At 62.3% G+C, this 14,211-nt stretch carries 14 protein-coding genes; 10 read left to right on the forward strand and 4 right to left on the reverse strand.

Annotated features, from left to right (window positions below):
• Nucleotides 1–142: 142 nt before the first annotated feature.
• Entirely contained in the window at nt 143–988 is an 846-nt protein-coding gene (locus tag KIP88_RS32495; RefSeq protein WP_214492234.1) for a formate/nitrite transporter family protein, read from the forward strand.
• 62 nt (nt 989–1,050) lie between these two features.
• A complete protein-coding gene (locus KIP88_RS32500) occupies nt 1,051–2,787 on the forward strand; it encodes a bifunctional protein-serine/threonine kinase/phosphatase (protein WP_214492235.1) in 1,737 nt (578 codons plus the stop codon).
• 166 nt (nt 2,788–2,953) lie between these two features.
• Here the strand turns inward: KIP88_RS32500 and KIP88_RS32505 are convergent, their stop codons facing one another.
• Both KIP88_RS32505 and KIP88_RS32510 read right to left on the reverse strand, forming a co-directional pair.
• The gene (locus KIP88_RS32505) at nt 2,954–3,748 is read right to left on the reverse strand and encodes an extracellular solute-binding protein (protein ID WP_214492236.1); all 795 of its coding nucleotides are present in this window, start codon (nt 3,746–3,748) and stop codon (nt 2,954–2,956) included.
• A 165-nt stretch (nt 3,749–3,913) separates the two neighbouring features.
• Nucleotides 3,914–5,137 carry a polyhydroxyalkanoate depolymerase gene (locus tag KIP88_RS32510; RefSeq protein WP_214492237.1) on the reverse strand — a complete coding sequence of 408 codons (1,224 nt, stop codon included), beginning with the start codon at nt 5,135–5,137 and terminating at the stop codon, nt 3,914–3,916.
• Nucleotides 5,138–5,312: 175 nt separating this feature from the next.
• Between KIP88_RS32510 and KIP88_RS32515 the strand changes: the two genes are divergently transcribed.
• Both KIP88_RS32515 and KIP88_RS32520 read left to right on the forward strand, forming a co-directional pair.
• Nucleotides 5,313–5,966: a glutathione S-transferase family protein gene (locus KIP88_RS32515; RefSeq protein ID WP_214492238.1), complete on the forward strand. Its 654-nt coding sequence runs from the start codon at nt 5,313–5,315 to the stop codon at nt 5,964–5,966.
• Nucleotides 5,967–6,274: 308 nt separating this feature from the next.
• The gene (locus tag KIP88_RS32520) at nt 6,275–6,709 is read left to right on the forward strand and encodes a cupin domain-containing protein (RefSeq protein ID WP_214492239.1); all 435 of its coding nucleotides are present in this window, start codon (nt 6,275–6,277) and stop codon (nt 6,707–6,709) included.
• Nucleotides 6,710–6,935: 226 nt separating this feature from the next.
• Here the strand turns inward: KIP88_RS32520 and KIP88_RS32525 are convergent, their stop codons facing one another.
• Nucleotides 6,936–7,169, reverse strand: coding sequence for a hypothetical protein (locus tag KIP88_RS32525; RefSeq protein ID WP_214492240.1), 234 nt, complete (start codon nt 7,167–7,169; stop codon nt 6,936–6,938).
• Between the two features lie 184 nt (nt 7,170–7,353).
• Here KIP88_RS32525 and KIP88_RS32530 point away from each other — a divergent pair, with 184 nt between their 5' ends.
• Nucleotides 7,354–7,728, forward strand: coding sequence for a hypothetical protein (locus KIP88_RS32530; RefSeq protein WP_374226537.1), 375 nt, complete (start codon nt 7,354–7,356; stop codon nt 7,726–7,728).
• A gap of 9 nt (nt 7,729–7,737) precedes the next feature.
• Here the strand turns inward: KIP88_RS32530 and KIP88_RS32535 are convergent, their stop codons facing one another.
• The gene (locus KIP88_RS32535) at nt 7,738–8,844 is read right to left on the reverse strand and encodes a mandelate racemase/muconate lactonizing enzyme family protein (RefSeq protein ID WP_214492241.1); all 1,107 of its coding nucleotides are present in this window, start codon (nt 8,842–8,844) and stop codon (nt 7,738–7,740) included.
• Between the two features lie 119 nt (nt 8,845–8,963).
• Here KIP88_RS32535 and KIP88_RS32540 point away from each other — a divergent pair, with 119 nt between their 5' ends.
• From KIP88_RS32540 to KIP88_RS32560, 5 genes are all read left to right on the forward strand, one after another.
• Nucleotides 8,964–9,800 (forward strand): AraC family transcriptional regulator, encoded by an 837-nt coding sequence (locus KIP88_RS32540; protein WP_214492242.1) that lies wholly within the window; start codon nt 8,964–8,966, stop codon nt 9,798–9,800.
• Nucleotides 9,801–9,951: 151 nt separating this feature from the next.
• Nucleotides 9,952–10,878, forward strand: coding sequence for an SMP-30/gluconolactonase/LRE family protein (locus KIP88_RS32545; RefSeq protein WP_214492243.1), 927 nt, complete (start codon nt 9,952–9,954; stop codon nt 10,876–10,878).
• A 152-nt stretch (nt 10,879–11,030) separates the two neighbouring features.
• The gene (locus KIP88_RS32550) at nt 11,031–11,624 is read left to right on the forward strand and encodes a GNAT family N-acetyltransferase (RefSeq protein ID WP_214492244.1); all 594 of its coding nucleotides are present in this window, start codon (nt 11,031–11,033) and stop codon (nt 11,622–11,624) included.
• Nucleotides 11,625–11,648: 24 nt separating this feature from the next.
• Entirely contained in the window at nt 11,649–13,292 is a 1,644-nt protein-coding gene (locus KIP88_RS32555; protein WP_214492245.1) for a GMC family oxidoreductase, read from the forward strand.
• A 16-nt stretch (nt 13,293–13,308) separates the two neighbouring features.
• The gene (locus tag KIP88_RS32560) at nt 13,309–13,719 is read left to right on the forward strand and encodes a hypothetical protein (RefSeq protein ID WP_214492246.1); all 411 of its coding nucleotides are present in this window, start codon (nt 13,309–13,311) and stop codon (nt 13,717–13,719) included.
• Nucleotides 13,720–14,211: the final 492 nt, after the last annotated feature.

Consider the following 14,211-nt stretch of genomic DNA (forward strand, 5'->3'; position numbering starts at 1 on the left):
CGGGCCTGACCTGCGTCGTTCTGTGCCGTTCAAAGACGGCGCGGGATTCGTCGCGCACGAGGACGGCAAGATTTTCACACAATCAGTGCACGGCTGCGCAGCATCCGGCGCGCTTCAACGTTGTCTCGAAAGGGGAACTGGAATGGCCTATCTCGCGCCTTCGGAATTCGTGACCAAGATGGTCGACGCCGGAGAATCCAAAATCTTCATGTCGACGCGCGATACGGTCATCCGCGCCTACATGGCCGGTGCGATTCTCTCGCTTGCTGCCGCATTTGCGGTGACCATCAACGTGCAGACCGGCGTGCCGATCGTCGGCGCCGCGCTGTTTCCGGTCGGCTTCTGCATGCTCTACCTGCTCGGCTTCGACCTGCTCACCGGCGTGTTCGTGCTGTGCCCGCTGGCGCTGATCGACAAGCGTCCGGGCGTGACGCTCGGCGGCGTGCTGCGCAACTGGGGCCTTGTCTTCATCGGCAACTTCGCTGGCGCCTTCACGGTGGCGGTGATGATGGCGATCGTCTTCACCTTCGGCTTCTCGCAGGCGCCGGACAAGGTCGGCCAGGTGATCGGCACCATCGGCGAGAGCCGCACTGTCGGCTATGCCAACCATGGCGCGGCCGGCATGCTGACGCTGTTCATCCGCGGTGTGCTCTGCAACTGGATGGTCTCGGCCGGTGTCGTCGGCGCGATGATCTCCACCCATGTCAGCGGCAAGGTGATCGCGATGTGGATGCCGATCATGCTGTTCTTCTTCATGACCTTCGAGCATTCCATCGTGAACATGTTCCTGTTCCCGTCGGGTCTCCTGCTCGGCGCCAAGTTCACCTGGTGGGACTACATCTTCTGGAACGAGATCCCGACCGTCGTCGGCAACCTCGTCGGCGGCCTCGCCTTCACCGGGCTGACCCTGTACGCGACCCACGTCAAGACCGGCCCGTCACGCAACGCGTCGGCATCTTCGCGGCCGTCCTCCCGCATTGCCGCTTGATCTTAAGATGAGGATGGGCCTCTCCTCGCAAGGGGAGAGGCCCATTGTCGTGAAAGCCGGGAATGCCGCGCGAGCTGAAAATATCGGTCGGACAATTTTCCGATAGGGGAGCTAAGGAAACCAACCAGGATTTCCATGGCGTCCTGATTCCGGCCGAGCCGCTGCTCAGCCTCAAGGGCATCTCCGTCGTGCTGGCCGACGGCATCAGCACGAGCAAGGTCAGCCGGGTCGCCGCGGAATCGGCGGTCAAGGGGTTTTTGACCGACTATTACTGCACCTCGGAATCCTGGTCGGTGCGCACCTCGGCGCAGCGCGTGCTGGAGGCGACCAATTCCTGGCTGCATTCGCAGACGCGCAGCCAGTATGCCTATGACAAGGACCGGGGTTACGTCTGTACGCTCTCCGCCATCGTCATCAAGTCGACCACGGCGCATCTCTTTCACATCGGCGATTCCCGCATCTATCGTCTCTCCGGCAACACGCTGGAGCAACTGACTAACGACCACCGCGTCGTCATTTCGTCCGAGCAGAGCTATCTCGGCCGCGCGCTCGGCGTAAATCCGCAAGTCGAGATCGACTACCAGATGCTGCGGCTCGAGCCGGGCGACGTCTTTGTGCTCGCGACCGACGGAATCTACGAGCATCTTAGCGCCCGTCGCATTGCAAAGGCGGTGAACGAGGGCGGCGCCGATCTCGACGCAGCCGCGAAGGGGATTGTCGACCAGGCTTTTGACGCCGGCAGCAAGGACAATCTCACCGTCCAGATCGTCCGTGTCGATGAGGTGCCCGACGGCGCCGCCGCCGAAGTGTTCGCGCAGCCGCACGAATTGCCGCTGCCGCCACTCCTGGAGGCGCGGGCGGTGTTCGACGGATACCGAATCGTCCGCGAACTGCACGGCTCCAGCCGGAGCCACATCTATCTCGCTGTCGACATCGAAACCGACGCCGTGGTCACCATCAAGATTCCGTCGATCGATCTGCGCGACGATCCGGCTTACCTCAAGCGGTTCATGATGGAGGAGTGGGTGGCGCGGCGGATCGACAGCCCGCATGTGCTGAAACCCTGCCTGCTGCAGCGCAAGCGCAACTTCCTCTATGTCGCGACTGAATACATCGATGGCCAGACGCTGACGCAATGGATGATCGACAATCCAAAACCCAACCTGGAGACCGTGCGCGGCATCGTCGAGCAGATCGCCAAGGGGCTGCGCGCCTTCCACCGCAAGGAGATGCTGCACCAGGACCTAAGGCCCGACAACATCATGATCGATAGCACGGGCACCGTGAAGATCATCGATTTCGGGTCGACGAAGATCACTGGTGTCGTCGAGGCCGAGCCATCAGGCATGCGTGACGACATTCTCGGCACCCAGCAATATACCGCACCCGAATATTTTCTCGGCGAGCGGGCCACGTCGCGCTCCGACCTGTTCTCGCTCGGTGTCATCACCTATCAGATGCTGACAGGAAAGCTGCCCTACGGCGGGCAGATCGCGAATGCGCGGACGCGATCGCAGTTCAACAGGCTGGTCTACCGTCCGGCGTCACATGGCGACCGCGACGTACCGCAATGGATCGACGGTACGCTGGAGAAAGCCGTGCATCCCAATCCCTACAAGCGCTACGACAGTTTTTCGGAATTCCTGTTCGACCTGCGCCATCCCAATGCGAACTATCTCTCGACGTCATCGACGCCGCTGATCGAGCGCAATCCGCTTCTGTTCTGGAAAAGCACGACCGTCGTGCTGGCGCTCGCGGTGATCGTGCTGCTCGCCATGCAGCACGGCATGCATCGGTGACGGTCCCGTGTCCCGGACGCGGTGCAGCCTAGGCGATGCAAATGCATCGTCCGGAAGCGGTGCACTGCAGAGCCGGGACCCAGACGCGGCGACATGGACCCCGGATCAGCAGCGCACCACGCCGCGAAGCGGCGCGCTGCGCAGCATCCGGGGAACGCAGCGTCGGCTAGTTCGTCGTACTTCCCGCAATCGGATCCATGCCGCTCTTGACGATTTCGCTGCGAGCGGCAGGCGACGCCAGGAACTTGATCAGCGCCTTGCCGGCGTCGGGCTCCTTCGAGACGCTGGCGATGCCTGCGGCGAAAACCGTGATCTTCTGCAACTCATCCGGCAGCGGGCCGATGATCTCGATGCCTTCCACGGGCTTCAATTCGCTCATCTGCTGGAAGCCGATCTCGGCGTCGCCGCGCGCAACGATCTCGCCGACCGGCGTGGCCGGAATCTTCCGCGCCTTGTCCTTCATTTCGTCGGCAATGCCGAGCTTGCCGAACATCTCGGTCGAGACATAGACGCCGCTGGCGCTGTCGGAATAGGCGACGGTCTTTACCGCCAGAAGGGCGCGCTTGAGCGCATCGGGCGTAGAGATGTCCGGCTTCGGCGTGCCCGACTTCACGGCGACCGCGATCGGCGATTTGACGAGATCGACTTTGCTTTCGGCGATCGCCTTTCCCTTCTTGGCGAGATCGTCGAGTGCATAGCCGACCATGATCAGGACGTCCGCAGGCTCCCCGCGCTCCAGCCGCACCGGAATGGCGTTGGTCGTCGTGCCCATCGACGGCCCGTAGGCGGTCAGCACCTTGTGGCCCGTGCTGCGCTCAAATTCGGGCACCAGCGCCTTGTAGGCGGCCGTCAGTCCGCCGGAGATCATCACGCGGACTTCGGCGGCAGAGGCCGTGGCTGAAAGCAGGAATGCGCTGAGTGTAGCGAGCGCGAAGGTGCGAAGATTGGTTGAAAGACGCATGATGGTTTCTCCCCGGGACGACTCTTGAGCGGTCGACCTTGGGAGGATGTTAGCGCGCGAAGGAGGCTTAGCCTAGTCGCGTAGGGCGGGTTAGCGAAGCGTAACCCGCCGCTTGGTCTGGCGGATTACGCTTCGCTAATCCGCCCTACAGAGTCCGGACGGCTCTCACGCATTCACGTGCACGAAATCCCGCAGCAGCGGGTAGATCTCGTTGTTCCAGCGTTTTCCGGAGAACACGCCGTAATGGCCGACACCGGCCTGCATGTGGTGCACCTTGCGATAGGCGCGCACGCCGGTGCAGAGGTCTTGCGCAGCCAGCGTCTGCCCGATCGAGCAGATGTCGTCCTTTTCGCCTTCGACCGTCATCAGGCCCATGCGCCGGATCGAGGCCGGGTTCACCGGCCGGCCGCGATGCATCAGTTTGCCCTGCGGCAACAGATGCTCCTGAAACACGTCGCGCACGGTCTCGATGTAGAATTCCGCGGGCAGGTCCATCACGGCGAAATATTCGTCGTAGAAGGTCTTGATGAGCGCCGCCTTCTCTTTCTCGCCCTTCGCCAGGTGATTGGCGAGGTCGATGTGCTGCTTGATATGGCGCTCCAGGTTCATCGACACGAAGGCGGTGAGCTGCACGAAGCCGGGATAGACTTTTCGGAACGCGCCCTTGCACTGCACCGGCACGTAGTTGATCAGGTTTTTTTCGAACCAGTTGATCGGCTTGCTCTTGGCGAACTCGTTGACCTTGGTCGGCTGGATCCGCGTGTCGATCGGTCCGGCCATCAGGGTCAGCGTCGCCGGGCGTGCCGGGTGGTTGTCCTCCGACATGACGGCGGCTGCGGCCAGCGCCGAAACCGATGGCTGGCAGATCGCCACCATGTGTGCGCGCGGACCGATCTTGTCGAGGAAGGTGATCAGATGATCAGTGTAATCCTCGAGCCCGAAGCGGCCGGCATGAAGCGGAATGTCGCGCGGGTTATGCCAGTCGGTGATGTAGACATCGTGATCCTGCAGCAGCGTCTTCACGGTGCCGCGCAACAGGGTGGCGAAATGGCCGGACATCGGCGCCACCAGCAACAGTCGTGGCTGCTCCGGCGCATTCTCCTTCTTGAAGTGCAGGAGCGAGCCGAACGGGGTGGCGAAGGTGACTTCCTCGGTTACCTCCAGCTCCTGATTGCCGACCAACACCCGGTCGATGCCGTAGGCAGGCCGGTGATAGGTGAGGGAGGAGCGCGAGATCAGTTCGAGCGACGCGGCGAGCCGGCCAAACAGTCTGTCGGAGACGCCCTGCGGCACCAGATTGAGGTATTTCAGCCCCGCCGCAGCCCCGGTCCGCCATGGCGACGTCAGGTCCATGTGGTTCTGGTACGCTTGGTACATCATTGACATCATTCACATCAGCCCCTGTCCTAGGCGGCCATGCAATATCGACGCCAGAGCCGGGCTGACCGCCTCTAAAACTGGCACGTGGCTTGCTCCGCAGATGCCCGACGCACAGGCATTGGGCGGCGGCGCGGTCGGCCGTCCTTGCTTGGGCGAAGGGCGTTTTGGGGGTTCGAGGGGCCATATGGTGAAGACCACACTGACCATCTCCAGCAAGAATTACTCGTCCTGGTCGCTGCGCGGCTGGCTGTTGGCGAAGTTCTCAGGGCTTGAGTTCGAGGAGGTCGTCACGGCCCCTGACGATGCGTCGGCGCGGGCGGAAATCCTGCTGCTGTCGTCCTCGATCCTGGTGCCGTGCCTGCGCCATGAGGGCGCCACCATCTGGGATACGCTGGCGATCGCGGAATACCTCAACGAGGTCATGCCGGACGCCGGCCTGTTGCCGGCCGACCGTATCCAGCGCGCCCATTGCCGCTCGATCTGCGGCGAAATCCATTCCGGCTTCACCACGCTGCGCGCCTCGCTGCCGGTCAATCTGAAGGGCCATTTTCCGGGCTTCAAGATCTGGTCGCGCGCGCAGGCCGATATCGACCGGGTCTGCACCATCTGGCGCGAATGCCTCGACCAGTCAGGCGGCCCGTTCCTGTTCGGCGAGCGCACCATGGCGGATGCGATGTACGCGCCCGTCGTCACACGTTTCATGACCTATGATGTGAAGCTCGAACCCACCCTTGCGGCCTACGCCAGTACCATCATGGCGATGCCCGAGATGCAGGAGTGGATCGAAGCCGCCAAGGCGGAGCCCGCCGACATCGAGGAGCTCGAGGTCGAATATTAGGCAGGCCCTGCGCCGCCTTGCCCGTTCGAAGGGCTCAGGCAACGGGCAGGCCTTGCTCAAGCCGATGCCAGTCGTGAGCGGTGGACGGCCGCTTCGTTGGCCATTTTCTGCAAGCCGACGAAACCGGATTCCTGCTTGCGGCCAAGCGGTTCGATACGCCGCGCCGCTGCAATCGCCGCAGCGCAACACGACTGGCGTGGATTTCGCATAGCAACATGCAGCCGTGAACGCGACGCTGCGACGCTGCCGAAAATTTGGACGCCTTCGCCCGGTCGCGATCTCGCCAACGCGAACCGTGGAGGCTTCAAATGAACAAGCAGGCTGTCGTCAGCAAATTCTCTCACGTCAAACCCGGCGATACCGAATTCAAGGGCGGGGGTCTGCGCGACTTCTTCCTGTATCGCGATCTCGGCATCGCCGACGCCACCGGCGGTCAGGTGATCTGCCATCTGGTCAAGGCCAACCCCGATCTGCCGCCCGAGGAGGGCACCGGCTGGCACAAGCACGAATGCGAATTCCAGATCGTGATCATGACCAGGGGCTGGGCGCGCTTCATGTATGAGGACAAGTCGACCCTGGTGCAGGCCGGCGATGTCGTCCACCAACGGCCCGGCATCACGCATTACCTGTACGACTACTCGGAAGACATGGAGTATCTCGAGATCGTCAGCCCGGCCGATTTCAAGACCGTCGACGTGCCGCCGGCCGTCGACAAGGTGCCGCCGCCGACCCCCTGGAAGTGACCGCCATGTCATCCCCGGAGGAATTAACGCTTGTCCTCGGTCGCTGGCTGCGGCCGATTGCTGTCGTGCTCTATGTTGTACGCCATCTGCGATGGCGGCCGACATCTAGCCGTGAACAAGGGAGTACGGCGCTCAATCAGTGATTCGGGCGCGGTTCGTTCCACCCGCGTTCCGAACGTTAACATCCCGCGCGTTCCCGTCGCATTCTGGCACAATGCGCCGCTCGTCAGCCTCGGTCCGCGACGTTTTCAGGGCGGGCGCGCGGCAACCTCCAGCCGACTACCGTGGCCTCGACCATGCCGCCGGTCCTGTCATTGCGCCATTGGCCATCGATCCAGCGGCAGGCGAAAGGCAGTTGATAGGTTCCGCTGTGATCCTCGCAAAGAACTTCCACCGGTTGGTCCGTCGGCGGAGCCCCGTTCCCGTCGAACTGCGCCAGCCGCTTTTCACGCGTTGCCATACAATCAATCTCCACTGCCGCGGCCGTTTGAGGTTCGCGGCAAAATGCATCCACCTTTAACGGGGTGAAGCACAACGCCTGAATGAGGTATCAGTATGGTATCACGGGGGTCGGGAGCCTGCTTCGCGCAAATTGCCGTGATGGATGTTCCCCGTGCGGCTGACGCTTTGAAACGAGGATTTGAATGATTGCTCCGATGGCCAGGATCACCTTCGTCGCCTTCGCGCTGCTGACGGCTTCATGGCCGGCGACCGTTCACGCGCAGGACGTTCCCGGCATCGAAATCTGCACCGTCGAAAAGACGATGGAGCGCCGCACCTCTTGCCTGCAGAGCAATGTCGACTTCCTGCAGAAGACGATCAGCAAGCTCACGACGGACCAGCAGCAGAAGATCGACGCCAGCAACCGCCAGATCGAGGCGCTGAAGGGCGCGGTTGTCGGTTTGCAGAAGCTCGTGAGCGACATGCAGGCGGAGCAGAAGAAGGCCGCAGCACCCGCGGCGAAGGATGCAGCGCCTGCTGCGAAGGATGCCGCGCCGGCAAAGGATGGCACGAAGTAGCGCCGGCGGTCACGACACGCGGTATTGCTCCATGACGGCCGTGTCCGGTTCATAGCCGATCCCGGACCCTTGGGGGACTTCGACATCGCCGTTGGCATCGACGTCGATGCGGCCGCGCCAGAGGCATGCGGCGCGCTTCATGTAAAACACCTCGACGAAAGTTGCGTCGTCGCGCAGCGACATCAACTGCAGCGTCGCCAGGAAGCCCGGCCCGAAATACGGCGAATGCGGCGCCAGCCTGACGCCGAGCTCATCGGCCAATGCGACAACCCTGAGATATTCGGTGATGCCGCCAACCTTGATGACGGAGGGTTGGGCGTGGCTTACCGCGCCGGCACCCATCATCTGCCTGAACTGATGAACCGTGCAGGCGTTCTCGCCGGCCGCAATGTTCAGCCCGCCTTTGGCGCGCACTTCGGCGAGCGTTGCAAAATCCTCCGGCGGCCAGACCGGTTCCTCGATGAACATCGGCGCGGCATCGCGGCAGGAATGCGCAAACGCAATCGCGGCCTCGCCATTCAGCGGACAGTTCATGTCGACCATCAACGGAATGCCGGGACCGATCGCCTGCCGCGCGGCAAATACCGCAGGTGTTGTGGTCTCATGCAATTTGATCGCCTTGTAACCTCGGCGCAGCGCGGTCTCGCATTCGCTCGCGATCAATTCGGGTTTGCCGATCCGCAGCAGGCTCGCATAGGCGGGAATCCGCGTGCGCCTGGCCTCACCGATCAGTCGATGCAACGGCACGCCCTTCGCTTTGGCGGCAAGATCCCACAGCGCGATATCGAGCGCCGATATCGCGAACATGGTGATGCCATAGCGGCCGAACAGATGCAGGTTGCGCTGGATCTGTTCCATGAAGGCGGGAATATCAGCCGCGTCCGGAACCTCGAGGCCCTGCGCCTGCGGCGCGATCATTTCCTCGATGGCAGTGTACGTGGTTCGCGGGCAGACATACGCAAAGGCATCGCCCCAGCCCGTGATGCCGGCATCGGTGGAAACCTCGACCATGACGATCTCCAGCGCGGATATGGCGGAAGCGCCCTGCTTGAAGCTCGCCACCCCGGCGTCATAGGGGATGCGGATGTGATGCGCCCAGACATTGGTGATCAGCATGGTTCCCTCCCATCGCGCTCCGATACATTGTCAGCGGCAGAAACGGAGAGCAAGGATTGTCAAATGAAACGCGAAGCAAGCGATCATAATCGGATCGCTTCGCACGAAAGCTGTCAGTCATGAATCCGGCCCAGAAAGCGCTCTGGTACATCGAAAGCCATCTCGCCGAGCCATTGACGCTGGATGACGTCGCCGGCGTTGCCGGCGTCTCGCGCTTCCATCTGGTGCGGGCGTTTGCCGCGGCCACCGGGTTTTCGGTCATGCGCTATGTGCGTGCCCGAAGGCTCAGCAAGGCCGCGCAGGCGCTCGCGGCCGGCGCGCCCGATATTCTGAGCCTCGCGCTGGATGCGGACTACAGCTCTCACGAAGCTTTCACCCGCGCGTTCCGCGACCATTTCGGCGTCACGCCGGAGATGGTTCGCGCCGCAACGTGCCTCGATCGTCTCAAGCTTCAGGAGCCCATCGTCATGGATTCAACCCTGCTCGACAATCTCAAAGCCCCACGCTTCGAAACCTCCAGGCCGCTGCTCGTCGCCGGCATCGCCGAACGGTGCACCCATGAAAACGGCGGCGCCGGTATTCCGAACCAGTGGCAGCAGTTTCACCAGAAGGTCGACGGCATCCCCGCACGGATCGGCAAGGTCGCCTATGGCGTCTGCTGCAACGGCGACGATGCCGGCAATTTCGACTACATCGCCGGCGTCGAGGTCGCCGACTTCTCCGACCTGCCACGCGAGTTCGCGCGCGTGCGGATTCCCGAACAGAAATACGCCGTCTTCACCCACGCCGAGCACATCTCGACCATCCGCCGCACCGTCAACACGATCTGGAATCACTGGCTGCCGATATCAGGCATGAAGGCGGCTGATGCACCGAGCTTCGAGCGCTACGACGAAAAATTCGATCCGGCCACCGGCAATGGCGGGCTGGAGATCTGGGTGCCGGTGAGGGAATAGCATCACCGCAATGCTGCCCTGCGCCGCGGGATTGCCCGCCGTTGCTTGGCAAGCGATGTCGACTTTGCCATAACAAGCGCAACGAATTGTTGCGCGTGCGGGGTCGAACCAAAAATCCGCCTGCAGCCGAAAAGAGCCGGGAGGATTTTTCATGGCCGATATCCGCGTTCTCGCTACCGATCTTGAGTTTCCGGAAGGCCCGGTGGTCATGCCCGACGGCTCGGTGGTGCTGGTCGAAATCCGCGGGAAAAGGCTGACGCGGGTTTATCCCGACGGGCGGAAAGAGGTGGTCGCGCAGATTCCCGGCGGTCCCAATGGCGCGGCGCTGGGCCCCGACGGCAAGATGTACATCTGCAACAATGGCGGCTTCAGCTGGATTCCCACGGGCAAGATGATCATGCCGGGACCGCAGGCTGAGGATTATCAGGGCGGCTCGATCCAGCGGATTGATCTGCAGAGCGGCAAGGTCGAGACCGTCGTCGACAAATGCGGCGAGCACGCCCTGCGCGGGCCGAATGACCTGGTGTTCGACAGGCATGGCGGGCTCTGGTTCTCCGATCTCGGCAAGCGTCGCGCCCGCGAGATGGATGTCGGTGCGTTCTATTATCTCAAGCCCGGCATGAAGGAGATCGTCGAGGCCGTGCACGGTGTGCTGCCCGCCAACGGCATCGGCCTGTCGCCAGACGAGAAGACGGTCTACATCGCGGAGACGCCGACAGCGCGGCTGTGGGCCTATGAAATCGCCGAGCCCGGCACCATCAAGCCGCGCGACGTGATCTATCGCGGCGAGCGCGGCAAGCCGATCGCGGGACTCGGCGGCTACCAGATGTTCGATTCAATGGCGGTGGAGGCGGGCGGCAATGTCTGCGTGGCGACGCTGGTGTCGGGCTGCATCTCGGTGATCGCGCCCGATGGTACGCTGGTCGAGCAGGTCCCGACCGGCGATCGCGTCACCACCAACATCGCCTTCGGCGGGCCTGAGCTGAAGACGGCGTACATTACGCTGTCGGGCAAGGGCGAACTGATCGCGATGGACTGGCCGCGGCCGGGGCTGGCGCTGAATTTTTTGAACAAGTGAACGGAATACGATAACCATCCACGTCATTGCGAGCGAAGCGAAGCAATCCATGTCGCCACGAGCGGATAGATGGATTGCTTCGTCGCTTCGCTCCCTTGCGCAAACGCTTCGCGTTTGTCGCAGGCAATGACGATGGAGCAGGGGAGTTTTGAATGGCCTTTCTTAAACCGGTTACTCTTCGCGGCGAATACGCGCGGCTTGAGCCCTTGTCGCACGATCATATCGACGGACTCGTGGAAGCCGTGAGCGACGGCGAGCTATGGAAGCTCTGGTACACCTTCATCCCGACCGCCGAAGACATGCGCAAGGAAATCGACCGCCGGCTCGGCCTGTTCGCGGCCGGATCGATGCTGCCCTTCACAGTGTACGACGCCGAAGGCAAGGTCGCGGGCATGACGACCTATATGAATGTCGATGCCGGCAACCGCCGCGTCGAGATCGGGTCCACCTGGTACGCCAAGCGTGTGCAGCGCAGCGCGCTCAATACGCAGTGCAAATTGCTGCTGCTGGCGCACGCCTTCGAGCAGCTCAACTGCATTGCGGTGGAGTTCCGCACGCATTTCTTCAATCACCAGAGCCGCCGCGGCATCGAGCGTCTGGGCGCCAAGCAGGACGGTATCCTGAGAAGCCACCAGATCGCGCCGAACGGCACGTTGCGCGACACCGTGGTTTACAGCATCATCGCCAGCGAATGGCCGACGGTGAAGGCGCATCTCACCTATCAACTCAACGAAAAGCCGCGGTAACCAAGCCGCGCCAGAAGCGAGACAATGGAAACGTTCGATTACGTGATTATCGGCGCGGGCTCCGCAGGCAGCGTGCTCGCCAACCGGCTTGGCGAAGATTCCGCGAGCCGGGTCTGTGTGCTAGAAGCGGGGCCGACGGACTGGCATCCCTACATCCATCTGCCGGCCGGCTTCATCAAGACGTTCCACATGAAGAGCGTCAACTGGGGCTACAGCCAAGAGCCGGGCCCATGGACCGGCGGGCGCAGCATCTATGCGCCGCGCGGCAAGACGCTGGGCGGCTCGTCCTCGATCAACGGCCATATCTACAACCGCGGTCAGCGCCAGGATTTCGACACCTGGGCGCAACTCGGCAATCGTGGCTGGGGTTATCCGGACATACTGCCCTATTTCAAGCGGCTGGAGCGGCGGGTCGGGGAGGGCGACGAGACCTATCGCGGGCGCGACGGCAGTCTCACCGTCACCACCATGGATTGGAACGATCCGCTCTGCGAGGCCTTCATGGAAGGCGCCATGAGCCTCGGCATTCCGCGCAACCCCGACTACAACGGCGCGATCCAGGAGGGCGTGTCCTATTGCCAGCGCACCATCGAGAACGGCCTGCGCATGAGCGCCGCGAAGGCGTTCCTGCATCCGGCGCGCAAGCGGGGCAATGTCGATGTGCGCACGCACGCGCATGTCACCAACCTCATCTTCGAGGGCAAGCGCGCGGTCGGCGTGCGCTATCTCCGGGGCGGCAAGGGCGGCACCCCTGTCGAGGTGCGCGCCAGCAAGGAAGTCATTCTTTCCGGCGGCACTTACAACTCGCCGCAGGTGCTGCAATTGTCCGGCGTCGGTTCGCCGGAATTGCTGCAATCGCATGGCATCGAGGTCCGTCACGCGCTGCCGGGCGTCGGCGAGGGCCTGCAGGATCATTACGCGCCGCGTTCGGTCGCGCGCGTCAAGAACATCCGGACCATCAATGAGCTGCGGCGGGGCGTGAGCCTGTGGGTCGAGGCGCTGAAATGGGCCACGACGCGGCGCGGCCTGCTCTCGCTGTCGCCGACCATGGTCTATTGCTTCTGGCACTCCGGCGAGACCACCGAAAGCTCCGATTTGCAGCTCACCTTCACGCCCGCGAGCTACAAGGAAGGTGTGCAGGGCCAGCTTGAGGATGAGCCGGGCATGACGGTCGCCTCATGGCAGCAGCGGCCCGAGAGCCGCGGTTATGTCCGCATCCGCTCCGCCGATCCGTTTGCGCCCCCGATCATCCAGACCAATTATCTGGTCGAGGAGATCGACCGCCGCGTCGTCGTCGCCGGCATGAAGCTGGCACGCCGGCTGCTCGCGTCAGCGCCGCTCGCGCCGTATTATGCCTATGAGGATTTCCCCGGGCCCAAGGTGCAGAGCGACGACGAATTTTTGGCCGCCGCCACCGAGCGCGGCACCACCACGTTCCATCCCGGCTGCACCTGCCGCATGGGACCGGCGGATGCCAAATGGTCCGTAGTCGACGATCAGTTGCGCGTGCACGGGCTGCAGGGCCTGCGCGTCGTCGACGCCTCGATCATGCCGCGGATGATCTCGGCCAATCTCAACGCCTCGACGCTGATGATCGCCGACAAGGCTTCCGACATGATCCGCGGCAAGACCGCGCTGGAGGCGGTGAGGTTTCCGGTGTCGGCTTAGCATTGGCACGACGAGCATGGCGTTCGCGATCAAGGCCGAGATTTCCGATCTGCGGCCGAAGACGTTCGCGTTGTCAGCGCAAAAGACCATGTATGGTGGCAAGTATATCGCCGAAGGCGACACAGTCTTCGTGTTCGCGAGCGAGAACGAGGGCGGGCACGGCCTTTTCGCGCGCGGCGTTGTTGTTTCGGTCGAAGCGATCGCCAGGAAGCGCGGCGTCATCAGGCAAACCCCGCGTGTGAGCGTCACCGTCAGACGCGCCGCCCTCGCAAAGCGCCCGCTGGGGCGGAGCGAACTCAAGCACTTCACCGACTGGGGTGACGGCCAGCCCGAGACCGAGCTCAATTTCAAGTTCTATCGTCAGGCGACGAACAAGATCGTCGGCATTTCGGATGAAGCGGCGGCGTTCCTCGGTGAATTCTTCTAGGACGCATGCTCATGAAGGGCGCAGATGTCCGCTCTTGACGGCCAAGCGGAAATCTTACGATCAGTTAGGATATTGCGCTCGTGACCCGAAGCGGACACGCGCCCGCCGATACTCTCGATGGTCTTGCTGCGATCGCCGTAGTTCTGTGCTGAGAATTTCATTCCGGAATTAAAAAGTACCGAATGGCAAACTGAATGTTACCGTCGACAAGCGATCGCCAATTTTGAACAGCTACCAATCGGTCGTTCTTGGAGGATTGCTGGATATTTCGCGAAGATGGCAGCGTAATAGCTGTTCGTGGCGGTCTCGTGTAATTTATTTACCAAAGACTGCAAATTACCAGAAACCACTTCGCCTAACCTGGGCTCAAGAAATTTTACGCATGCTTGTCGAATGACAGGGGAAATGGCCGTTACGCGCGACTAATTGTGATCTTCGTGCGCGGTCATGCCGCAAACGCGTTTTGCAGTATGGGAGTTCTCGCAGTTTAGT

It is taken from the genome of Bradyrhizobium sp. SRL28 (assembly GCF_018596315.1).
Lineage (GTDB): Bacteria > Pseudomonadota > Alphaproteobacteria > Rhizobiales > Xanthobacteraceae > Bradyrhizobium.

Coding starts and splice junctions, on each gene's coding strand:
- KIP88_RS32495 (WP_214492234.1), top strand. CDS start 143: ATGGCCTATCTCGCGCCTTCGGAATTCGTGACCAAGATGGTCGACGCC.
- KIP88_RS32500 (WP_214492235.1), top strand. CDS start 1,051: ATGCCGCGCGAGCTGAAAATATCGGTCGGACAATTTTCCGATAGGGGA.
- KIP88_RS32505 (WP_214492236.1), bottom strand. CDS start 3,748: ATGCGTCTTTCAACCAATCTTCGCACCTTCGCGCTCGCTACACTCAGC.
- KIP88_RS32510 (WP_214492237.1), bottom strand. CDS start 5,137: ATGATGTCAATGATGTACCAAGCGTACCAGAACCACATGGACCTGACG.
- KIP88_RS32515 (WP_214492238.1), top strand. CDS start 5,313: ATGGTGAAGACCACACTGACCATCTCCAGCAAGAATTACTCGTCCTGG.
- KIP88_RS32520 (WP_214492239.1), top strand. CDS start 6,275: ATGAACAAGCAGGCTGTCGTCAGCAAATTCTCTCACGTCAAACCCGGC.
- KIP88_RS32525 (WP_214492240.1), bottom strand. CDS start 7,169: ATGGCAACGCGTGAAAAGCGGCTGGCGCAGTTCGACGGGAACGGGGCT.
- KIP88_RS32530 (WP_374226537.1), top strand. CDS start 7,354: ATGATTGCTCCGATGGCCAGGATCACCTTCGTCGCCTTCGCGCTGCTG.
- KIP88_RS32535 (WP_214492241.1), bottom strand. CDS start 8,844: ATGCTGATCACCAATGTCTGGGCGCATCACATCCGCATCCCCTATGAC.
- KIP88_RS32540 (WP_214492242.1), top strand. CDS start 8,964: ATGAATCCGGCCCAGAAAGCGCTCTGGTACATCGAAAGCCATCTCGCC.
- KIP88_RS32545 (WP_214492243.1), top strand. CDS start 9,952: ATGGCCGATATCCGCGTTCTCGCTACCGATCTTGAGTTTCCGGAAGGC.
- KIP88_RS32550 (WP_214492244.1), top strand. CDS start 11,031: ATGGCCTTTCTTAAACCGGTTACTCTTCGCGGCGAATACGCGCGGCTT.
- KIP88_RS32555 (WP_214492245.1), top strand. CDS start 11,649: ATGGAAACGTTCGATTACGTGATTATCGGCGCGGGCTCCGCAGGCAGC.
- KIP88_RS32560 (WP_214492246.1), top strand. CDS start 13,309: ATGGCGTTCGCGATCAAGGCCGAGATTTCCGATCTGCGGCCGAAGACG.